This window comes from Sutcliffiella tianshenii (assembly GCF_016908565.1).
Taxonomy (GTDB): Bacteria; Bacillota; Bacilli; order Bacillales; family Bacillaceae_I; genus Sutcliffiella_A; species Sutcliffiella_A tianshenii.
The window spans coordinates 656,605-677,975 of record NZ_JAFBED010000001.1; the positions used below are offsets into that span (position 1 = coordinate 656,605).

Sequence of the window (21,371 nt, forward strand, 5' to 3'; positions counted from 1 at the left end):
AGAATCACCTTATTTTACGCTTTAACAGCTTTTTGGTCTTTCGGTTCTTTCGCTTTATCGGACTTCTTTTTGAAATCTGCGATCAGTTTATAGTATGCATTCGCCATCATCCAGATACTTTCCTTCTCATCCTCGAAGAAATCGATGTTATAGCCATCCAAGCTGTTGTTGAGCGTCTTCAGATAGTCCTTTAGCACCGTTGCTCCGCCGCCGACAAAATAGCAGATCTCCGTCTGGGAGTTTTTCAGCCAGACATTACGCAGAAGGCGATATTGCTTTTTCGCCAGATCTAATAGGATCCTATCCGTGATATCATGCACGCTCGTTCTGCTGCCGCGCACCATGATGTGGTTGCGGTCATTCTTCTTCGTGATGATTTCGACAACATCCCTGCGGCTATCAAGCTCCACGCCGTGCTTGGATCGGATTTCTTCGCGGATCTGCTCAAGCGCTTCAGACACACCAAGGTTGAACCCTTGTGCTTTATCATCGTCCACATTGCGGTTTTTAATGACTGCGATATCAGTTGACAGGCCTCCGATATCCTGGATAAGGATGCGCTTATCAATTAGGTCTTTATTGATGATATTTGCATTGTTATCCATCACAAGATTGATGTATGCAGCGAATCCTTCCGGATATACCTTCACTTCGTCAAATTTGATATTCACTTTCAAACCTTGATACTTCGGGGTAATAAGGAACTCTACCTGGTGTACTGATCCAAGGAGCTTGGAACGGTAGCCAGCGTCCTTGCCTTCCTTCACTTCTCTCAAAGGAAGTCCGGTCCCCAATGTGTAATTGGCATCAATGACATTTTTATTTCGCGGAAAATGCTTTTCATTTCTTGCATTTACAGCATCCAATGCCAAAGTGGCAAAAAGCATGATCAATGTCTGATCTTCCTCAGACTTGCTGCTTCCCGGATCCAATTCTGTCGCATTATTGCTTTTCGTTGCAAGATTACCAATCCGATAGATGCTGTTGTTATCTTTCAGGGCAGGGGAGTGGAGACGAACATGCAGACCATCCAGTGGATCCTTGTTGTCAAGCTCTTCTATTCCGATAACAGGACGATCCTCAATGTCTCTTGCCACTACGTTTGGAATGTTCAATTCTGAATCCATGTGGCCAAAAATAGCTTTAATAGAATCATTACCTACGTCAACTGCTGCAATTCTTGAATATGTCATTTGTTCATCTTCCTTTCTTTTCCTGTTTCATAAGTATCTTTCCATATGTAGCAAATAAATCTAGTCTGTATATCTTAAGCGTACAGAATGTTTGTCTACTATTCAATCATTCTTGCAATTCGTAATGAAAGTGTAAAAAATGTATACGTTTTTGTAAACTTAATATACTTGTATACACTTTTGGTTTACAACAAATACAAACCTGTACACATCCTTATATACCAACATGTTTACATATTTGTACACAAGTAAACCTAATTGTACACTTTTGTTTACTTTTATGTGTACATGTATACGTGAAGTGTAAACATGTAGAAATTGGATATTCCTCTATGTTTCACTCCCCTCCCCTCTTGTGAAAAAAGAGCGGGGCACCGTTATAATAACGATACCCCGTATCCATGTTCATGATCATTGCTAACCTAAATCAATCCGTAGTCTTGTATTCGAACGGGAAACACAGCTGACAATCACATTATGTGCATTCTTCTCGTCTTCCGTTAAAAAGGTATCCTGATGAACAACCTCCCCTTCCAGTACACGCATTTCACACGTGCCGCATCTTCCCATCTTGCATGAGTAAGGAACCTCTATCCCTGCTTCATGCAGTGAATCAAGTAAACTCCTATCAGCTGGTACAGAAATCGAAATTCCATTGCTAAGTTCTGCGATAAAAGAGGAAGAAGCGCGAATGATAGGAGGAGAAAAGTGCTCACTGTGTACACTGGAGGCAGGATAGCCAAGATCTTTACACCGCTCGATATGAGTGGAAATGAACGAGTCCGGGCCGCAAAAGTAAACATGCGTACCTATCCTGTGATCGGATAGCCCCTCCCCTTTCAACCGTTGACCCAGCTTGGAAAAGTAGAAATGGGTCTCTTTTGCATAATACTCAAGCAAAAAGGAAGAAAACGCACATTTGTCTTCACTCTTGGCTGCATAATGAAGCTCGAAAGACTTTCCCCTGCTTCGCAGATCGGCCATCATGGATAGAAAAGGCGTGATGCCGATACCTGCTGCATAAAACACATGGTGCCTGGCTTTATAGCTTAAAGGGAAGTAGTTTTTGGGGTAGCTTATTTCCAGCACGTCTCCTACCCTGGCTTCCCGATGCAAATACAGAGAGCCACCCTTTGAATTTGCTGCAAGAGCAACAGCAATCTTATATGAACCAGAATCATCCGGACTGCTTATCAAGGAATAATGCCTTATCAGATTAGAATCTGGTAGAAAGACTTTGATATGTGCTCCGCCGCTGAATGCCGGCAGTGATTTTCCATCTAGAGAAACCAAGTTAAATGATTTCACAGTTAACGTTTCCATTTTTATGGAATTTATGATTACTTTAAGCTTCTTTTCCACCAAACTTGGCCTGCCTTTCTACTGAAAGTCTGTATACCCTAAATACGCTTCCTTTTTTCTTGAAAAATGGTCGGAAATCGTTAAGGGAATCCCACATTTTGGGCATTCGATATTGAAAAGGTTATCCTTTACACTTGTTATTCCATGACACCTGCCACAAAAAACTACTTTTTCTTGTTCTCCGATTCCGTGATACTGTGCCTCTTCTTCTGAAAAACCTACTTCGCTTGCAATTCGTTTTATCACATTCAACTTATCCCACGAAGCAGCAACATAAAGGTACGTCCCCATTTTTTGCTTTAGGAGCCCCTCTTCCAATTCTGTCTGCCATTCTGTAAAATCCTTAACGCCAGCTACTTGGAACAGCTCATAAGTTACTTGGTCAGATTGGACATGCATCATGACATTCGCAACTTCTGCCAACCCTGCCTCATCGACACAGAATACGTAATGTCTTTTATACGGAATATAGGTTAGTGTTTTTCTCTCCATATCCATCACCAGCACTCCCCTATTCTCTTATTCTCTCATTCAAATAATCAATGACCGCCTCCCGATATAAGGCAATCCCTTTGTATTCATATATGTAGGAAGGAAGTTCTTCCAGAATCGCGGTAAACTGTTTGGCCCACTCCACATTGCCGGAAAATGCCTCCAGAGAAAGTAGATGTGTATGAATGGAAAATAGAATGGAATGTGTCCTTGGAAGGCGAAATAGTTTTTGCACCTCCACCCGAATATGTACCAGTTCCCCTGCATTGTCCTTCGTGACTTGCTTTCTTGCCTTGCCCCAATCGTGGAATGTCTCCAAGGGAGTATCAAGCCTGTGCCCGGCCGTCATCTGCCAATTGGTCCTTACCCACGGGGCTCCATCCTCAATTTTTAAAATAAATGCCTGAATTCGGTCCACCAAATCGTTGTCCTTAAATCCGGGTATAGGATGATGGAGCTCCTTAAAACTCATCCCCAGATTGAATGCAAGCGACCAGTTGGCAGGAAAACAGAGCTGGCCTGCATCCAAAAAAAGCTCCCCGTCTTTCTGAACCATCAGGATCAGGTCCTCCTGAACATGCCGTCCGATAAAATCCAACGGTTCCACGGGAAAAGAACTGTCATCCCCGAAAATAAACGAATGATGCTCGTTCATAACCTTATTGGAAAAGCTCCAATTCCTCCCTTCCTTCAGAAGACTGAACTTTTCCGGGAAATAAGTGGTCAGGTTATCCGCAACAAGGGCTAATGCCTCCCATTGAGCATCCATCGTATTCGGCAAGGATTGATAGCAACGCTCGGGATGTTCTTCAAGAAGCTTTCTTTTGATTTGTACTTCTCTCTCATAGTAATCGGTACACTCGATGCTGGATGGCGGATCCAACAGGACGGAATTATTCGTATACCTAAAACTCTTCCCCTTAAATGGATATGGGAAATTTCCACGATCATTATAGATAACCATCACACCACTTTCAGAATATTATTTATATTCATGTTAGGGTATTATTTACTGTTTCGCAATATGAAAAAGAAGGATGGAAGTCATTTTGACTCCATCCTCCTTATTAAAGACTTTTAATGAAGCGTTCCAACTCATGATTAAATCTTTCTGGTTCTTCAAGAAACGGACAATGACAGCTGTCTTCAAAGAAGACAAGTTCCGAATTGGGCAGATTGTCGCGAAGATGTTCACCCGCTGTAACAGGAATCAGCTTTTCTTCCCTTCCAAAACAAAGAAGAGTCGGCACTTGAATAGAAGGAAGAGAGGCTCGATAATCCACTACAGACTGATCAAAGAGAATGGCACTCGCAACTCCGGCAGGCAGGCTAGTGGTCTCCTCCAGCATCCACGTCATTTCCTCTTCTTCTACATCCTTTTTAAACATAAGTGGAATAAACCCTTTCAGGAATTCCTCTCTATTTTCCTGGACCTCCCTCATGAAATGCGTCAAGGTTGCGAGGTCAAAGGCGCCTATAGGAAAATCCGGCCATTTGTAGTCAGATGCCAACTCATCCACAATCACGGTTCCTTTTACATTATCCTCTCCGTACTGCTGTAAATACTCCCATACTAAAAATGCCCCCATCGACCAGCCTACCAGCACAACATCCTTCAATTCTAGTTTTTGGATAAATTTATGCAGATCTTCAGCATACGTTTTAATCGTATGGCCATCTTGATTCTTACTCGACCTTCCATGCCCTCTTAAATCCAATGTAATGGCTCGATGCTCCTCTTTGAAATGAGGTATCTGATTGCGAAAGAATCTACTACTCATCCAAACCCCATGAATGAACAGAACCGGCGTCCCTTCTCCCTCATCCTCGTAATAAAGCTCCACTCCTGGTTTAACTTCTAAAAAAGCCATCCTCTCACCACCCCTTCATATCACTACTAGATTATATATTCAGGGAGGAATTTAAATATTAATCACCTACAAAAAAGAGTGATTGCCGCATACGGGAAATCACTCTAATGATTATTCTTCTTCCCAAAACAGATCGTTCAGTGTCTTGGAGAGAGCTTTGCAGATGGAGACACATAAACTCAGACTCGGATTGTATTTCCCAAGCTCAATGAGCCCGATTGTCTGTCTGGATACCCCCACTATATTCGCCAGCTCCTCCTGTGAAAGATCATTTTCCACCCTGGCCATCTTCAATCTGATATTTTTCATATTCTCACCTTATATCTTTTCATCATCGTCAAGTTCCTTACTTTCAATTTTATCACTGATCCTTTTAGCAGCCAGGAGTGGTCCGCCAAAAATAATCAGGAAAAAAGGAATGTAAAATAATAGCGTGATAAAAAATACGCTGATGAAATAGTAAATGCTTTCTTCCCTTGTATCGGCAAAATTCACCGCACTGTTGGTTGCAAAAAATGCTGCAAGCCCAAGCCCGGCTAAGCCTGGTAATATAAAATTCTTCTTCGTAAACGACATCTTGCTGTTGCGATTATGCATTTCCACCTCTGATGACAGCAATCCCATGCTGGTGGAACGGATAATGTAATAGATGCCCTGCCCCATTATTATTACCAGCTCTGTTGTGACATTCACCAGATCTTTACCATTCAGATAGAATTTCACTGCGATGAACGCAAGGCAAATTATCATGATACCCATATAGATTTCACGATAAATCTTATTTTGCATATTAACGATTCTTTCGTCCACCACTTTTGTTTTCCCCTTAAAAATCCTCACCACTAACCCCTCCATTTATTTCCTTTGTTAATTCTATTATATATAATAAGTGTCTTTTTGCAACATATATATTGCAAAAAGCTAAATATATTTTATGCACCCAAAAAAAAACACAAAAACCAAGAATGGTTTTTGTGTTTTAGAATGTCACGATGATCTTCCCTCTTACATGGCGGCTTTGCAGTTTTTTCAGGCCTTCCACCAATTCTGTATGAGGTAGCACCTCTGTTATGAGGGGATTAAGTTTCTTATCCTTTATCATTTCCATCAATTCGCTAGCCATGAAGGACAGGTTACGGATCGCCCGCTCATCCTTGCTGGCATGGGCCGCTCCAAGTGCGACTTCATGGATGGATGGAGAAAGGGAAAATGGCTTTACTCCGGAAGTATCAGGTGGCCCAGCAATGAATGCAAGCTGGCCAGAAAAAGCAAGGCGTTCAAGGTCTGCTGTAGCGACATCCCGGCCCACTGTATTCAAGATAAGGTCCATGCCACGTCCAGCCGTTTCCTCGAGGATCCTCGCCGTCACATCTTCCTCTTTGTAGTCGATGGCAATATCTGCGCCAAGCGATTTTACCCACTCATGGTTTTCTTTAGAGGCGGTGGTATACACCTTCAGCCCAAGCTGTTTCGCGAGTTGGATGGCAAAGCCTCCGACCCCTCCTGCACCGGCATGTACAAGAATCGTTTCCTTCTGGGTTGTATTAAGCTTCTGGACGACTGCCTCATAGGCTGTCATCCCAGCACATAGAATGCCAGAAGCCTCTTCATAGCTTACATCTTCAGGGATAAGCGCTGCAGCCCTGGCATCCACTGCGGCGTATTCGGCGAATGCACCTTTTCTTGAAAGGTTCGTATGGATGGCGACACGATCACCTACGCTGAATCCTGCCCCTTCCCCTAACGATACAACCTCCCCGGCCAAGTCAACTCCTACAATATGTGGATACTCCCACGCCGGGTTTCCGTTTTGGGCGACTTTATAGTCAACAGGGTTTAAAGCGACTGCTTTGACTGCAACCAACAGCTCACCAGAATGTACAACTGGCGTCTCTATTTCCCCCCAGGTCATCCCGTCAAGACTCCCCGGTTCATTTAATAACCAAGCTTTCATTGTTTTACCTCCTCGTATATCAGTAAGCACCCTCTGAATAGGTCAGCTCATATGAGTGTGAATAAATTTCAACCAGATTTCCGAATGGATCTTCACAATATACCATTCTGTAAGGCTTTTCCCCCGGATAATATTCCCGGATCGGCATGCGCTGCTTCCCGCCGTGGGCTACAATTTTTTCGACTAGCCCCTCTACGTCTGGATCCTGGACACAATAGTGGAAGATTCCCGTTTTCCAATACTCAAAATTATTTTCCGGCTTTTCGTTCTGTGGGAACTCAAATAATTCGATTCCGATTTTATCTCCTGTAGCAAGATGGGCAATCCGGAACTTTCCCCAGCCTTTACCGAATACATCCGTACACATGATGCCGATGGCGGAATCGTCTTCCACGACCTCAGCAGGCTCCATGATGACGTACCACCCCATTACTTCCGTGTAAAATTTCACTGCCTCTTCAAGATTTGGGACAGAAAGTCCGATATGTGAAAATGTTCTTGGATATCTCATGGTTCTTCCTCCTCGTAATTTGTTATGATTTTTAATATAATGCATATCGTAAAGGATTATCCTAAGAAAAAAAAGTACGCACTTTCAGGTAACTACCAAAGCAAGGGAGGTATGTTTCACGTGGAACCAACAGCATTCCCTGTAAACAGGGCATTATCCATCATTGGAGGCAAATGGCGCCCCCAAGTATATTGTGCACTCGAATCAGGCCCTAAACGCTTTTCTGAACTGGAACGTGAGATTCCTGAAATAACCCGAAAGGTCCTGACCGATCAGCTTCGGGAATTGGAGGACCTGGGAATGGTGAAACGCACCTCTTATCCCGGCAAGGTCCTACATGTGGAGTATGAGCTGACAGGGGAAGCCCTGACCCTACAGCCTACGATGAAAAGCCTATGTAAGTGGGGCGAGGACAACTGTGAAGATAAATGAAAGCACGGCAGCCTGTATATTGACTGCCGTGCTTTAGATTCATTGCCCTCTCTATCTTTCTTCCTTCAGATCCTCATTTAAAATACCTTCTTCTAAAACAGCCGTTTTGTCTCCATACACCTTAGTGATATGTTTTGCTCCCCAGGCACATAAGGAGTCGAGAATCTCCTGTAAACTCCAGCCATATTCACTTAATTCATATTCAACCTTTGGAGGAACCTGATTATAGACGATTCGGTTTATCACACCGTCCTCCTCAAGCTCGCGCAATTGCTGTGTGAGCATTTTTTGCGTGATGCCGGGCATCAATCTTTTTAGTTCGCTTGTCCGCTTTTTTCCATGAGTCAGATGGCATAGTATGACGCATTTCCACTTGCCGCCGATCACTTCGAGTGTGGCCTCAACTGATATATTGTACTTCTTCTTTTGCATAGAATGCCCCTCCTGATTCCAAGGAACCTAAAAGTGCCTATATAACTTTTTGGTATCTATGGCACTTTAAAGTACGTTCTTCTCATAAGATTCCCATTGTATCATAATAACATTTGCCGGCTAACTTACACCAATTTCATTTTGCTGCTTTAAGAATTAGGCTGGGCTAAAGATAAGATGCCAACATTGAATGCCCTGTTGGTCTCCGTTCCAGGCGTTCGCTTTCCGCGGGCGGCCTCGGGAGCCTCCTCGGTGCTTGCGCACCTGCGGGGTCTCCCTTGACACGCTGCTTCCGCAGGAGTCTCACACCTTGCACTCCAACCAACAGGGGTGACCCGTAGAATAAATTCGCCTTAATAAAAGTACAAAAATTGCATTTTATCTTAGTCTTTAATTTCAGGGGCGAATTTAATTTATTTTTAGGATTCTCCTATTGGTAAATAACATTTATCCACTGAGTTGATTGGAACGGAGGACACTTGACTCCTGCGGGAAAGTAGAGGGCATGGGAGACCCCACAGGCAAAGCCGAGGAGGCTCCCATCCGTCCCGCGGAAAGCAAGTGTCCGGAGTGGAAATCAACGGGCTTCATTTGATGTATTCATACATCTATTTTCATATAGTGTGCAGCCATGGAGAGTCTTGCATACAACAAAGAACAGAACCCAAGGAGGAGAAAAAATGAGTTTAGATAAGAAAAGAAGTATCTTCGCACTGCTTGCTTTGGCAGTTAGTGCATTTGCGATAGGGACAACAGAATTCATCAGTGTTGGATTGTTGCCGCTGATTTCACAGGACCTTGATGTTCCTGTTACAACAGCAGGATTGACCGTTTCATTATATGCTTTAGGCGTTACATTAGGCGCACCAATATTAACCGCCCTGACATCCAGAATGTCGCGAAAAACCTTGTTGCTTTGGATCATGGTGATCTTCATCATAGGAAATAGTATCGCAGCCAGTGCGAGCGGCATCGGTGTGCTGCTATTTGCACGCGTGATATCTGCTTTTTCCCATGGTGTGTTCATGTCGATCGGCTCCACAATCGCAGCCAATCTGGTTCCTGAAAATAAAAGGGCCCAAGCAATATCCATTATGTTTACAGGCCTTACAGTAGCGACTGTTACAGGTGTACCATTCGGAACATTTATTGGACAGCAGTTTGGTTGGAGGATTGCTTTTATGGCAATAGTAGCTGTCGGAATCATCGCTTTTCTTGCCGTCAGTATCCTTATCCCGTCCGATTTGCCTAAGGGTGCTAAGACAAAAATCAGTGATCAAGCCAAGCTTCTGAAAAACGGCAGATTACTCCTTGTATTTATGATTACTGCATTAGGTTATGGTGGTACGTTTGTTGTATTTACTTATTTAGCGCCACTGCTACAGGATATTACAGGCTTTGGGGCAGAAACAGTCGTCATTATTTTACTTGTTTATGGAATTGCCATCGCGATCGGAAATATCATTGGTGGAAAGGTTGCCAATAAAAAACCGATTGTCGCACTCTTTTATATGTTTTTGGTACAGGCAATCGTACTGTTTGCCATAACCTTTACTGCACCGTATAAAATAGCCGGTTTAATTACCATCTTCTTGATGGGTATCTTTGCTTTTATGAATGTCCCGGGACTGCAAGTATATGTGGTGATGCTTGCGGAGAGGTTTGTGCCAAGTGCTGTTGATGTGGCTTCTGCCATCAATATAGCAGCATTTAATGCCGGCATTGCCATTGGATCTTATTTAGGCGGAGTGATCACTGACTCGATCGGATTGATCCACACAGCCTGGATCGGCGGACTCATGGTGCTCGCAGCCGTCCTTCTAACAGGCTTGAGCATGTCCCTCGAACGAAAGGATAACGAAGAAAACCGCTTTAAAGCAGTATAAAATTTAAAAAGGTATAATCCCACACACAGTAGGGATTATACCTTTTTATGTTATATATTAAATTTGCTCTCGATTCCAATGGCGATGTGCGGATATAGCTTCGATAAAGCTGGCAGAGAACTGTTTCATGTCCTCCCCTGCCACCACACCTGGACTATCCGATATTTCAAGCTTTTGCAGCCATTTCACTCCTTCATGTGTTGCTCCGATCGGTTTGAAATGGTCAAAGGCTTCTTCTGCAAAATATGTGGCTTCACGGTCGAACTGCTTGTCTGTTTCTTTGCCTCCTACTAGATAGAGCGCATCAAACAGGACAGAGTCACAGGTTAAGAAGGTATGATCGACCTCCAATTCGGAGCCGTCTGATCCCTTCACAACTCCAAGCTTTGCACTGATGACCTCTGCTTGCACACCTTGTTCTTTCAGTGTATCCAACACCGTCTTCACTTCGCTTCCGTTGTATTGATCAGCGATGATCACCCCAACTTTTCGAGTATCCGGTTTTTTCACCGTTTTCTCCTGGCTCAATGCAGGCGAAGCTTTGCTTACCCCTGAATCCTGTTCCTCAGGTGGGGTTGCACCGATTGCTTCTGCAAAAGTGGATGCAAGTTCCACGCTGACATTGGCGAACATATCCACTACCTGCTGTTGGACGGATTTACTCTTCACTTTGCCAAGCTCAAAGCTGAATGCCTGCTTGATATGTTCTTTCTCAGGCTCGCTCATGCTGTTCCAGAACATCGTTGCCTGGGAGAAGTGGTCCTTGAAACTCTCGCTTCTGTTTCGCACCTTGCGCCCTTCCACCTTTTCCTGATAGTGCACATAGCCGCCTTCCTCTTCACTCACTGGCCTTGGCGTGTTGGAGGCAAGGGAATTTTTATGATAGCTTACAGGGCCGCGATTGATGGTTTGACGGCCATAGCCATCCCTTTGGTTGTTATGGAACGGACATACAGGACGGTTGATTGGCAACTCGTGAAAATTTGGTCCGCCAAGTCTGATTAATTGTGTATCAGTATAGGAAAATAAACGTCCCTGCAGCAATGGATCATTGGAAAAATCGATTCCCGGCACTACATGTCCAGGGTGGAAGGCTGCCTGCTCGGTTTCGGCAAAGACATTGTCAACATTACGATTCAAGGTCATTTTCCCGATGATCTTGACTGGAATGTCCTCTTCCGGCCACAGCTTTGTAGGATCGAGAATATCAAAATCAAATTTAAATTCATCTTCCTCGGCAAGAATCTGAACGCCGAATTCATATTCAGGATAATCCCCGTTTTCGATCGACTCCCACAGGTCACGGCGATGGAAATCGGGATCTTTTCCGTTTATTTTCTGCGCTTCATCCCATACAAGGGAGTGCGTACCAAGTACCGGCTTCCAATGGAACTTCACGAAATGAGCCTTTCCTTCTTCATTTACAAAGCGGAAGGTGTGAACTCCGAACCCTTCCATCATCCGAAGGCTCCTTGGGATGGCACGGTCTGACATGGCCCACATCACCATATGTGCGGACTCCTGGTTGTTCGCTACAAAGTCCCAGAAGGTATCATGTGCAGATGCTGCCTGGGGCATTTCGTTATGCGGCTCCGGTTTTACGGCATGTACAAGATCAGGGAACTTCATGGCATCCTGGATGAAAAAGACCGGGATGTTATTGCCGACCAAGTCATAGTTTCCTTCTTCTGTATAAAATTTCGTGGCAAATCCTCTGGCATCCCGCACCGTCTCAGCAGAACCCTTGGACCCCGCAACGGTGGAAAATCGGACAAAAACTGGCGTCTTTTTTGAAGGGTCCTGCAGAAAGCCAGCCTTTGTATATTCCTTCATCGACTCATATAATTCAAACTCGCCATGTGCCGCGAATCCACGTGCATGTACAATTCGCTCCGGGATGCGCTCATGGTCGAAGTGCGTCATCTTTTCTCTGAAATGGAAATCCTCCATCAAGGTCGGGCCGCGTTCGCCTGCTTTCAGTGAAAATTCATCCTCCGACACCTTCACGCCTTGGTTGGTGGTCATCTCTTTTCCTTCATCTTTTACACGAAACTGTTCCAACTGATCGTTTTTGCGGTTTTCATTACTCAAACTGCGTTCCTCCCCTTGGTAACATTTATGTAAAACACATACCCTTTACACGTACCCTACCCTACTAAAGGACAAACGGGTATTAGGGGATTCTTTTTTACTATTTTTCTATAAAAGTCCTGTACTTTTGAGATACAAAAAATGATTCAGTTCACAGTTTTTTACTTCCAAATAAATATTATGAGAATCTCTCCTATAAAAAGGATTATGATATTATTGTAAATAATGGATATTCCGATAAAAGGGGGAGTAATTTGAAAATTGTAAAATGGGTAATACCATCAATTTTGTTAATTATTACATTCTGGTATTCTATTGATTTAATTAGATTTAGTGATTATGACGAAAAGAAATTAATATCTGAAGTTAGTGGAGATACCTTGGTATTATCAGAACTCATTATTGATCCCGAAGCCTCATATAAAGATTTAGAGGTGGAAATTACAGGTGAAACCAAAATAACAGGGTTAGGTCTGAAAACTCTCTTTGTAAATAGCATTGATGATTTAAAACAAGGTCAAAAAGTAAGAGTTTGGTTTAGTACAAATGCCGATAATAAATACATAGCTGAAAAAGTGGTAGTGTATAACTTGTTTAATTTTCATTGAAATTGTATTTAACAGTAAGAACCCAGACCTATATGGCACTGGGTTTATTGCGTTTTTATTAACTTCTTATTCAGTTAGAGCTCCAGTTTGTTGAAGATCTCCATTTATATCATTACAAATTCTTATGCAGGGTCTCTGCATTCATAATTTTTATTTGGGACATATTTTCTTACTTTATATTCTTTTAGCAACCAACCTTTATCCTCCCGGTCTTTCTTTACTATTACAGTAAATATATCGTGAGGTGGACCATGAGCCCCAGAGTAAGTCATTCCTTCCAACGTAGCTTCAAACATCCAAGAGCCTGGGTGGTGAAGTTTTTTGATCTCTATTACTCTTAAGCATTGAAAAGCTTTATCGTATGTGGTGCCATAATGTTTTTGAACTGCTTCATACATTTGTGATTGTAATAAGTCAATAACGGCATCTTCTAACAAATTTTCTCTTGTTGCTTCGGTTTCTGTGGGTAGGTTAGCATATGCTGAAGTTGTGATAATAAAAGTACATAAAATTAAGAAAGCTAATATTTTTTTCAATTAATCACCTTTATTTTTTTCCATTAGTTTCTCTCATAATTAAGACTTTATTCTTGTTCAGCTAACCTCTCCAATTCTTAAATAAATAGCGACTCAATATGCAGCTGCAATCGCTCCTAGATTGTGGAACACTTTACCTTTTATTAAAGTCAATTTTCTTATATGTAGATGTTCCTTGTATTAACTGGCATAATTCTACCTGGTCAGTTTCCCATAGTCTATATGCCTCTTCACCAACAAAAACTCCACCTATTTTTCCTACTGACAGTTTCCGAATAAAACTTTGTAACTGTTTATATACTTCTTTTTCGAAAGTTGCCTGTTGAATATTCCTTAAATCATCTTCCCATTCCGTTGTAATAGCAATTCTTCCAGTATCAATTGTGTTATGGGATTGTCGTGATAATTGTAATTGAATTGCCCTTGAATTTAGATTATCGAATGGGAATTTTTCTTTACCATTTCTTAATTTTATTGTATTCCACCTAACGAAGTGAGTTTCAGATTTAGGTATAATAAAATAGTGGGGGTCATTTTTATCAATACTTTCTTGATTATTAATAGGAATTTGTTGAGAAATGGCATCAACAGTGTGTTTATATAAAACTAAGTCTTTTTCAAAGAGTAGTTTGACCAACTTTTCATTATCATTTATTTCAAATATAAAACTTGTTGTAATCCCTTTTAAAAAAGAAGCCATAATTCCTCCTAAAAACATAGCATTATACACTATTTTTTCATTATTCTTACTCCGCAACCCTGTCCTTTAATGGAATATCCAATATTTACAACTGTATCACCTAATTCCTTACTAGAGGCTTAAAAGAGTAAGGTTCTCCGCAAGGACAGGTTGCGGATTAACAAGTCGTTTAGCACCCTAATTAGCACCTCATTCTATAACAACCGCTAAAGCAGGTCTAATTCACATGCGAATTATCCTGCTATTTTAATGCAATTTGTCACTTTCTCTCCCAAAACTGAGTCCCTTGCTCATCTCAATTCTCAGCCTCGAATATCAATGTATGGAGCTTCTTTCTGATACTTCTGATAGGCGTCTCGCGGCCGTAGTGGACGGCGTTGGTGAGAAATACGGCGGTTAGCTGATTGATCGGGTCTACCCAGAGGCTTGTGCCGGTAAAACCGGTATGACCAAATGATCCAATTGACCATTTATCCCCACAGGAGGGAGCCTCCCCATGTCCGCTCCAGACCTCAAAGCCCAGTCCACGATTAAACTGGCGATGTTCGACTGCCATTTTCAGATAAGAGGGCGGAATAACCGATTGCGACTCGGGGTGCAGCAGGATTCTTGCGTATTTCGCCATATCCCCTATCGTGGAAAATAACCCCGCACTTCCACTGACTCCTCCAAGCTGGAATGCCTTCTCATCATGGACCTCTCCTTGAATGAAGCTATCCTGATACTTTTCGGTGGAAGCTGCCTGTCTTTTGGACTCTTCGGATAGATTAAATCGTGTATGCTTCATTCCCCACGGTTCATGGATCTGTTCCTTCACAAATATGTCGAGTGGCTGATTGGTGACCTTTTCTGTTATTTTTCCGAGCAGGATCATGCCAAGGTCGCTGTAGATCATCTTTTGGCCAGGTTCATAGGTTAATTCCTTTTGATAGATTTCCTGGAGGACGTCCCTTTCTATTTTTCTTTCCCTATAAGGAAGATCTGCAGAAAAACCGGAAGTGTGCGTCAGCAGGTGCTCAATGGTGACATCATTGTGTCTGAACCCGGGCAATACATCCCTGACCAAGGTACTAAGTTTCAATTCTTTTTTTGCTAAAAGATACAGGATGGACGGTACTGTGGCAGAAATTTTGGTTAAAGAGGCTATATCGAATAGCGTACTTTCACAGATGCGCTGCTTCACACCAGACTTATCAGTAAATGATCCGTAAGATTCCAAGCATTTCACTTGATCATTTTTAGATACGTAAATGACCCCGCCTGGAATCTCCCCATTTTCCACCAGCTCTTTGATATAATCTTTATACAAGATGGTATGCCTCCAATCTTTTAATCTGACTTTTCTATCATTATATAATAAATGCACTAGTTGGATTTTCTTACAAAGGAATAATTAACTTTTAGGTAGTTTTATTTAAATTGAGGGAGAGAAAAATATGAATACAGCTTCACAAAAATATTGGAATGAGTTTTGGACAAGCAAAGGTCAAGAAAAACCAAGATCAGTGAGTGCATGGCAATTTGGATCAAAACCGGACCATTTAGCTCAATTAGTAATGGATGGTGTTAAAACAGCCACTTGTTCTGGTTTGATTTTTTATGAAATGGAAAACGAGCCCCTGCCTGCCGTGGAAGATTATAGCGTAATTTTAAATGGCAACGATGAACCTTTGGCGATCATTAAAACCGTCGATGTTAAACTGATGCCAATGAATGAGGTTCCAGAGGAGTTTGCTATTGCTGAAGGCGCAGGGGATCGAACATATCAATATTGGAAAGATGCGCACGAAAAGTTCTTCAAGAAAGAGTTGCGTGATCTAGGACTGGAATTTTCAGAAGATATGATGTTGGTATGTGAACGATTTAAATTAGTAGATATAAAAAACAAATAAAAACGCTTGGGGATACCCAAGCGTCTTTGTCTTTCAATCAGCTCAATATCCCATGAAGGCCACCGAGCAAAGTGAATATAACAAGATGGTCCCCGATTGCGATAAAAAATGCCTTTCGGGTCATCAATTTAAACAATGAATTTTTAAGATAAACCAATGAGATCACTACACCTATCATCGCTCCTATCATAAGCCCTTCCAGTAAGGTATGGGCACCAGTTGCCTCTGTGAGTACAGCCATGATAAATGAACCTATAAAGGCAATGATGACAGATACGATGTATTTGAGAGGCCCCTCACTTTGCGTGAATTGTGCATCCTTCTTCTTTCCGAGCATGATGGAGTAGTAAATGCCCCCGTAGACCATATAAAGGATCCCACCCGCTAATATTGCCAGTAAACTTAATTCGTTCAAATCCAATTCCATATTTGTTCCCCCTATTTCGGTTCGATGGCTAAAGCAATACTTTTAATCTTACACCGCAGGCTTAACGTGCCAGGAATGGGCTCCACCTCTACCAGTTCCACTGGATTCGCCAGATACTTATACCCGCTTTTAGGCAACCAGAAGCTGTAAAGTTCCGAATAGCATTCAATCAATCTGTTGCGCTCTCTATAATCGACAGGCTCCTCAAATTCATAGACAGCATGCTTACCGCCCCGGAAGTGATAGATCCGCTCCTGCTCCAACGTGAGCTTGTCAGGATCATTAACGGATAAGAGGCAGTCGTACCGGCTTTTTCCCGGTGGTGTAATATACGGGTTATTCTTAGGTATCCCGTACATAAACGTATCCTCCGTCACCAGATCCCTTGCATTCGCAAAGCGATAAATTTCCTCCCAAGCATTTGGCACACCTTCTGTATAAGGCCCGACACTTTGCCTTTTAATGGCTGAAAATGGAGGGAGTTCCACGATCTTGACCTTTTCCAAGTTAAGCCACTGAAACTTATTATATTCCTCTTGATCTTGAAGTTCTTTCTCCATCTTGCGGGATTGTTTAGATTTCTTGCTATCATCTTCGTATTCACGCGGGAACCGCTCCAGATATCCGCCTTCCCGCCACTTTTTCGGACTCATCTGGAAATTTGCCTGAAAGGTAGCTGTAAAATAGGAGAGAGAGGAAAAGCCGCACATGAGTGCAATCTGGGTGATGGGAATCCTATGTTCATAGATAAGGAAATGTGCTGCGTTCTCCAGGCGTAGCCTTTTAACATAATTAGCAGGTGTTTCCCCTACTATCCCTTTGAAAAGTCGCTGAAAATGATAAGGGGAATAGGTGGATATCTTAGCCAGATGTTCGAGGGAAAGCGATTGGTCAAGGTGAGTTTCTATATATTCGAGGACGATGTCTATCTGGTAGTGCTGTTCTTTTGTGTACATGTATGTAAAAAACCCCTTGCATTAGCTTTTATTGGTAATTTCATTATAGCAAGAAAACGCGAAAAGAACCGGAATATATCCGGTTCTTCGTGTATGATGCACCTTATTAGATGGACACATCTCCAATGGAAAATGACCATTTAAGTGCTTCAGATAGTTTATGTAAGGTAGATACTTGAACATCGACCGTTCCTGCTTCGATTGCAGCGATGTCGTTTACATTCAAGCCTGTTAAAAGGGCAAGGTTCTCTTGATCGAGGCCTCGTCTTGTTCTAGCCGTAATTAGTTGTTTGCCAATAATGTTCACCATAGTCCCCCCTGTGTTTGAAAGCGATTACATATATACTCATTATAATTAAATTTTTCGAAAATTACAATATCAAGTTGACGAAGGTTCTTACTCCGCTTTTGATTTCCGCAATAGGCTGCGCTTTCCGCGGGGCGTTTTGTGGAGCCTCCTCGGCTTCGCCTGTGGGGTCTCCCCTAAACGCTTCCTCCCGCAGGAGTCTTCGCCTATTGCTCCAATCAAAAGCTAGCATACTAAAAACATTTTTAAAATGTAAAATTCCGTGTCTTAGTTGTATCCATAACAAGCAACAATTTCTACAATAAACAACCATTAATAAAGGCAGTACACCTCTACACCCGGTGCACTGCCTTTTAGAAAGATGCTAAATGAAGATTAATATCCTGTTCCTTTTCCGCCTGTTACGATTGCGATGCCTGAGCTTGCTCCGATACGCGTTGCGCCGGCCTGTACAAGCTTTCTGGCAGTATCAAGGTCTCTTACGCATGCAGAGGCTTTTACGCCCATATCAGGGCCTACAGCTTCTCTCATGAGCTTGATGTCTTCAGCAGTGGCACAGCCAGGTCCAAACCCTGTGGAGGTCTTTACAAAGTCCGCCCCAGCCATTTTGGCAAGGATACAAGCTTTTTTCTTTTCTTCATTTTCAAGGAGTCCTGTTTCGATGATTACTTTTACAGGTGCATGGTCTTTTGCTGCAAGTACTACAGCCTCGATATCCTTTTTCACCGTTTCAAAATCGCCGGATTTAAGGGCACCGATATTCATCACCATGTCGATTTCCGTTGCGCCGCTTGCGATGGCGTCTCTTGTTTCGGACACTTTCACGAAGCTGTTCGTTGCGCCTAAAGGAAAGCCTACAACAGTAGTGATCCCGACGTTGGAGCCTTTCAGTTCCTTTGCAGCCGTTGCCACCCAGTAAGGATTTACACACACTGTCGCGAAGTTATATTCTTTCGCTTCTTCACAAAGCTTGATCACTTGGTCTTTTGTGCTTTCAGGCTTCAAAAGCGTATGGTCGATCATGCGCGCAATGGAAGGGCCTGTGATGATATTGGAAGAGGAGCTTGAAAAATTGCTGGATTGCCCGGTGACAGGTGCTGCCTGTACAGGCTTGCCATCCTTCAGTTCCTGTTTATTTGTAAGCTGTTCCATGATCTGATTCGTTATTTGTTCCACCAATGCTTCTATTTGCATTGTTTCCACCTCACATTAATGTAATCGGTCGACAATTCCGGCAATGACAGCATCAAAGGCGCCACTCGGGTCTCCGATGATGTCCCTTGCCGATCCACCTTCTTCTAGAATGAGCACATAGTCTCCCGCTCCTGCATGGAAATGATCGATGGCGATCATTGCATCGCCGCATTCCTTCCCCTGTGCATCAACGGGAATGACGACCATGAGCTTTTTATTTTGGTGACTTGGTGTTTTTATCGTCGAAACGACGTTTCCAACGACCTTTGCCAGCTTCATAGAGTGCTAGGCAGGATTTTCTCGATATCTTGGTGTGGTCTAGGAATAACGTGAACAGATAGGAATTCCCCTACGCGCTGTGCTGCATCCGCACCAGCTTCTGTAGCCGCTTTAACAGCTCCAACGTCTCCACGTACCATGACAGTGATTAGGCCACCGCCTACTTGCACCTTACCTACTAAAGATACGTTCGCAGCCTTCATCATTGCATCCGCCGCTTCAATTGCTCCTACCAAACCTTTTGTTTCGATCATTCCTAATGCGTTGCTCATTTATATTTCCTCCATTCGTTTTACGTTGTAATAGTCGATGATTCCTAGGATCCCTGCATCTGAGGGAACAAGATCTTTATTCAATGGGAGGGAGGATTCCCGGCTTTTTGCCAGGTATACTAGATCCCCTTCTCCGGATTGCCCGATGGTATCTATAGCAACAAGTGGTTTGCCTTTATTCTGCAGTTGATCATCCACAGGCTGGACAATCAGGAGCTTTAATCCTCTTAAATTGTCGTCTTTATGTGTACAGATCATATTACCGATCACTTTTGCTACAAACATGCTCTAACCTGCTTTCAGCGTTTGATAAAACGGCTTTCGATTTCCATGACCTTGGTCACACGGCGATCATGGCGGCCACCGGCAAAGTCCGTCTCAAGCCATGTCTTGACCAATTGTTTGGCAAGGCCTTCCCCGATGAATTGCCCTCCTATGGATAGCACATTGGCATTGTTATGCTCACGGCTGTTGATCACAGAGGACAGGTCCCAGCAAACGGCTCCACGCACGCCAGGTATCTTATTCAATACCATGCCGCTTCCTACTCCGACACCGTCAATCATGATGCCGACATAGGCCGGATTCGTTGCCACACACTCGCCGACAAGAAAGGCAATATCAGGATAGTCAACGGATTCGCCAGCTTTGCAGCCAAAGTCGAGATACTCATGTCCAAGCTCCGTCAAATAAACCTTCAACGCTTCCTTCAGTTCGTATCCACCATGGTCGCATCCAATTGCAACTTTTTTCATTTACATGTCTCCTTTGGCAAATACAGCGATGATTTTTTCAAATGATTCTGCGTTCAGGCTTGCTCCGCCGACAAGCACACCGTCTATATCAGGCATTTGGGAAAACTCGGCGGCATTTTTGTCATTCACTGACCCTCCATAAAGGATGGAGATGCCCTCTGCCCTGCCTCCGAGCAAAGCAGTAAGCACTTTACGGATATAGGCATGCGTGGACTGGGCCTGCTCGGCAGTAGCCGACTCCCCTGTCCCGATCGCCCAAACCGGCTCATAGGCCAGGATGAAATCTGAATCTATATCTTGCAGGGCACCGACAAGCTGTGTTGTCAGCACCTTTTCTGTTTGCCCGCTGTTCTTCTGTTCGATGGTTTCCCCGATACAGATGATCGGGGTCAGGCCCTCTTTTATGGCCTGTTTGATCTTTTGGTTCACCTGTTGATCATTTTCGTTAAAATACTGCCTTCTCTCTGAATGCCCGATGATGACATACGCACAGCCGATGTCCTTAAGCATGCTTGCAGACACTTCACCTGTATAGGCGCCCTTGTCCGCTTCATGGACGTTTTGGGCACCGATGCTGACCGTGGAGCCTTGTTGCTTCGCCATTAAGCCTGCTGGATATAAGAGCTGAGATGGTGGACAGATGACCACGGATACGCCTTCTTTGCTTTTCAGTTCCTGCAGATAGACCGCCATTTCCGAGAAGGTTTTATTCATTTTCCAATTCGCGATTGCGTAATTGGTTCTGGCGGAGGGGCTTGTGACGGATTGCCCAAGTGCATCTCTCACCATTTGTTCGATATAGGATTTTATCGCTTGATCCATCATGGTTTCCCTTACTTAGCTTTCGGCAGGATTCCATCCACTTCGCTGTTAGGGCGTGGGATTACATGTACAGAAATAAGGTGTCCCACACGTCCTGCTGCGTCCGCACCAGCTTCAGTTGCCGCTTTAACCGCCCCAACATCACCGCGTACCATGACTGTCACAAGGCCTCCGCCAACAAACTCTTTTCCTACAAGTGTTACGTTTGCTGCCTTCACCATTGCGTCTGCTGCTTCGATTGCCCCGATTAATCCTTTAGTTTCGATCATTCCCAATGCTTCTTGACTCATTTGAATTCCTCCTATTGATTGCTCTTCTATTTTTATTTTTGGTTGAGCTTTCGCCCGTGTTTTACCCTTGATTGGTTCTTGTACCTGCTCTGTATTCAATGGCAGTTCT

28 protein-coding genes are annotated in these 21,371 nt (G+C 43.3%); 4 read left to right on the forward strand and 24 right to left on the reverse strand.

The annotated features are described in order from the left end of the window. Positions 1–14: 14 nt before the first annotated feature. From JOC95_RS02900 to JOC95_RS02940, 9 genes are all read right to left on the reverse strand, one after another. The gene (locus tag JOC95_RS02900) at positions 15–1,193 is read right to left on the reverse strand and encodes a ParM/StbA family protein (RefSeq protein WP_204413201.1); all 1,179 of its coding nucleotides are present in this window, start codon (positions 1,191–1,193) and stop codon (positions 15–17) included. Positions 1,194–1,610: 417 nt separating this feature from the next. Further along, positions 1,611–2,555, reverse strand: coding sequence for a PDR/VanB family oxidoreductase (locus JOC95_RS02905; protein WP_338083041.1), 945 nt, complete (start codon positions 2,553–2,555; stop codon positions 1,611–1,613). 18 nt (positions 2,556–2,573) lie between these two features. Then, positions 2,574–3,053, reverse strand: a complete 480-nt coding sequence (locus JOC95_RS02910) for a dimethylamine monooxygenase subunit DmmA family protein (RefSeq protein ID WP_204413203.1) — start codon at positions 3,051–3,053, stop codon at positions 2,574–2,576. Between the two features lie 13 nt (positions 3,054–3,066). Beyond that, positions 3,067–4,011: a heme-dependent oxidative N-demethylase family protein gene (locus JOC95_RS02915; protein WP_204413205.1), complete on the reverse strand. Its 945-nt coding sequence runs from the start codon at positions 4,009–4,011 to the stop codon at positions 3,067–3,069. Positions 4,012–4,114: 103 nt separating this feature from the next. Further along, the gene (locus tag JOC95_RS02920) at positions 4,115–4,918 is read right to left on the reverse strand and encodes an alpha/beta fold hydrolase (RefSeq protein ID WP_204413208.1); all 804 of its coding nucleotides are present in this window, start codon (positions 4,916–4,918) and stop codon (positions 4,115–4,117) included. A 111-nt stretch (positions 4,919–5,029) separates the two neighbouring features. Next, positions 5,030–5,227 (reverse strand): helix-turn-helix transcriptional regulator, encoded by a 198-nt coding sequence (locus tag JOC95_RS02925; protein ID WP_204413210.1) that lies wholly within the window; start codon positions 5,225–5,227, stop codon positions 5,030–5,032. Between the two features lie 9 nt (positions 5,228–5,236). Further along, entirely contained in the window at positions 5,237–5,758 is a 522-nt protein-coding gene (locus JOC95_RS02930) for a DUF6773 family protein (protein ID WP_338083042.1), read from the reverse strand. A gap of 139 nt (positions 5,759–5,897) precedes the next feature. Beyond that, a complete protein-coding gene (locus JOC95_RS02935) occupies positions 5,898–6,872 on the reverse strand; it encodes a zinc-binding dehydrogenase (RefSeq protein WP_204413214.1) in 975 nt (324 codons plus the stop codon). A gap of 19 nt (positions 6,873–6,891) precedes the next feature. After that, positions 6,892–7,383: a lactoylglutathione lyase family protein gene (locus tag JOC95_RS02940; protein WP_204413216.1), complete on the reverse strand. Its 492-nt coding sequence runs from the start codon at positions 7,381–7,383 to the stop codon at positions 6,892–6,894. A gap of 120 nt (positions 7,384–7,503) precedes the next feature. On the opposite strand from JOC95_RS02940, the gene JOC95_RS02945 reads away from it, so the two are divergent. Beyond that, a complete protein-coding gene (locus tag JOC95_RS02945) occupies positions 7,504–7,815 on the forward strand; it encodes a winged helix-turn-helix transcriptional regulator (protein WP_338083043.1) in 312 nt (103 codons plus the stop codon). A 51-nt stretch (positions 7,816–7,866) separates the two neighbouring features. On the opposite strand, the gene JOC95_RS02950 is transcribed toward JOC95_RS02945, so the two are convergent. After that, positions 7,867–8,247 (reverse strand): winged helix-turn-helix transcriptional regulator, encoded by a 381-nt coding sequence (locus JOC95_RS02950; protein WP_204413218.1) that lies wholly within the window; start codon positions 8,245–8,247, stop codon positions 7,867–7,869. A 680-nt stretch (positions 8,248–8,927) separates the two neighbouring features. Between JOC95_RS02950 and JOC95_RS02955 the strand changes: the two genes are divergently transcribed. Further along, positions 8,928–10,133: an MFS transporter gene (locus JOC95_RS02955; RefSeq protein ID WP_204413219.1), complete on the forward strand. Its 1,206-nt coding sequence runs from the start codon at positions 8,928–8,930 to the stop codon at positions 10,131–10,133. Positions 10,134–10,190: 57 nt separating this feature from the next. Here JOC95_RS02955 and JOC95_RS02960 read toward each other — a convergent pair whose 3' ends face one another. Next, positions 10,191–12,224: a catalase gene (locus tag JOC95_RS02960; RefSeq protein WP_239582666.1), complete on the reverse strand. Its 2,034-nt coding sequence runs from the start codon at positions 12,222–12,224 to the stop codon at positions 10,191–10,193. 254 nt (positions 12,225–12,478) lie between these two features. On the opposite strand from JOC95_RS02960, the gene JOC95_RS02965 reads away from it, so the two are divergent. Continuing rightward, the gene (locus tag JOC95_RS02965) at positions 12,479–12,832 is read left to right on the forward strand and encodes a DUF5666 domain-containing protein (RefSeq protein WP_204413220.1); all 354 of its coding nucleotides are present in this window, start codon (positions 12,479–12,481) and stop codon (positions 12,830–12,832) included. 122 nt (positions 12,833–12,954) lie between these two features. Here the strand turns inward: JOC95_RS02965 and JOC95_RS02970 are convergent, their stop codons facing one another. From JOC95_RS02970 to JOC95_RS02980, 3 genes are all read right to left on the reverse strand, one after another. Next, positions 12,955–13,368: a DUF3888 domain-containing protein gene (locus JOC95_RS02970; RefSeq protein WP_204413221.1), complete on the reverse strand. Its 414-nt coding sequence runs from the start codon at positions 13,366–13,368 to the stop codon at positions 12,955–12,957. Positions 13,369–13,501: 133 nt separating this feature from the next. Next, entirely contained in the window at positions 13,502–14,068 is a 567-nt protein-coding gene (locus JOC95_RS02975; protein WP_204413222.1) for a hypothetical protein, read from the reverse strand. A 295-nt stretch (positions 14,069–14,363) separates the two neighbouring features. Continuing rightward, positions 14,364–15,377: a serine hydrolase domain-containing protein gene (locus tag JOC95_RS02980; protein ID WP_204413223.1), complete on the reverse strand. Its 1,014-nt coding sequence runs from the start codon at positions 15,375–15,377 to the stop codon at positions 14,364–14,366. A 127-nt stretch (positions 15,378–15,504) separates the two neighbouring features. Between JOC95_RS02980 and JOC95_RS02985 the strand changes: the two genes are divergently transcribed. Continuing rightward, entirely contained in the window at positions 15,505–15,960 is a 456-nt protein-coding gene (locus tag JOC95_RS02985; protein ID WP_204413224.1) for an ASCH domain-containing protein, read from the forward strand. Between the two features lie 37 nt (positions 15,961–15,997). Here the strand turns inward: JOC95_RS02985 and JOC95_RS02990 are convergent, their stop codons facing one another. The 10 genes from JOC95_RS02990 to JOC95_RS03035 all read right to left on the reverse strand — a co-directional run bounded on the left by JOC95_RS02990 (position 15,998) and on the right by JOC95_RS03035 (position 21,262). After that, positions 15,998–16,387 (reverse strand): DUF1761 domain-containing protein, encoded by a 390-nt coding sequence (locus JOC95_RS02990; RefSeq protein ID WP_204413225.1) that lies wholly within the window; start codon positions 16,385–16,387, stop codon positions 15,998–16,000. 11 nt (positions 16,388–16,398) lie between these two features. Beyond that, on the reverse strand, positions 16,399–17,343 hold the full coding sequence (locus tag JOC95_RS02995) for an AraC family transcriptional regulator (RefSeq protein ID WP_204413226.1): 945 nt from the start codon (positions 17,341–17,343) through the stop codon (positions 16,399–16,401). A gap of 106 nt (positions 17,344–17,449) precedes the next feature. Beyond that, on the reverse strand, positions 17,450–17,653 hold the full coding sequence (locus JOC95_RS03000; RefSeq protein ID WP_204413227.1) for a helix-turn-helix transcriptional regulator: 204 nt from the start codon (positions 17,651–17,653) through the stop codon (positions 17,450–17,452). Positions 17,654–18,025: 372 nt separating this feature from the next. Further along, positions 18,026–18,673 (reverse strand): deoxyribose-phosphate aldolase, encoded by a 648-nt coding sequence (gene deoC / locus JOC95_RS03005; RefSeq protein WP_204413453.1) that lies wholly within the window; start codon positions 18,671–18,673, stop codon positions 18,026–18,028. A 186-nt stretch (positions 18,674–18,859) separates the two neighbouring features. Continuing rightward, the gene (locus tag JOC95_RS03010) at positions 18,860–19,123 is read right to left on the reverse strand and encodes a EutN/CcmL family microcompartment protein (RefSeq protein WP_204413228.1); all 264 of its coding nucleotides are present in this window, start codon (positions 19,121–19,123) and stop codon (positions 18,860–18,862) included. Continuing rightward, entirely contained in the window at positions 19,120–19,395 is a 276-nt protein-coding gene (gene eutM, locus JOC95_RS03015; RefSeq protein ID WP_204413230.1) for an ethanolamine utilization microcompartment protein EutM, read from the reverse strand. The genes JOC95_RS03010 and eutM overlap by 4 nt, the downstream gene beginning before the upstream one ends. Further along, entirely contained in the window at positions 19,396–19,680 is a 285-nt protein-coding gene (locus tag JOC95_RS03020; RefSeq protein ID WP_204413233.1) for a EutN/CcmL family microcompartment protein, read from the reverse strand. Positions 19,681–19,694: 14 nt separating this feature from the next. Then, on the reverse strand, positions 19,695–20,150 hold the full coding sequence (locus tag JOC95_RS03025) for an RpiB/LacA/LacB family sugar-phosphate isomerase (protein WP_204413234.1): 456 nt from the start codon (positions 20,148–20,150) through the stop codon (positions 19,695–19,697). Then, positions 20,151–20,975 carry a triose-phosphate isomerase gene (tpiA, locus tag JOC95_RS03030; RefSeq protein WP_239582667.1) on the reverse strand — a complete coding sequence of 275 codons (825 nt, stop codon included), beginning with the start codon at positions 20,973–20,975 and terminating at the stop codon, positions 20,151–20,153. An 8-nt stretch (positions 20,976–20,983) separates the two neighbouring features. After that, positions 20,984–21,262, reverse strand: coding sequence for a BMC domain-containing protein (locus JOC95_RS03035; protein WP_204413457.1), 279 nt, complete (start codon positions 21,260–21,262; stop codon positions 20,984–20,986). Positions 21,263–21,371 lie beyond the last annotated feature (109 nt).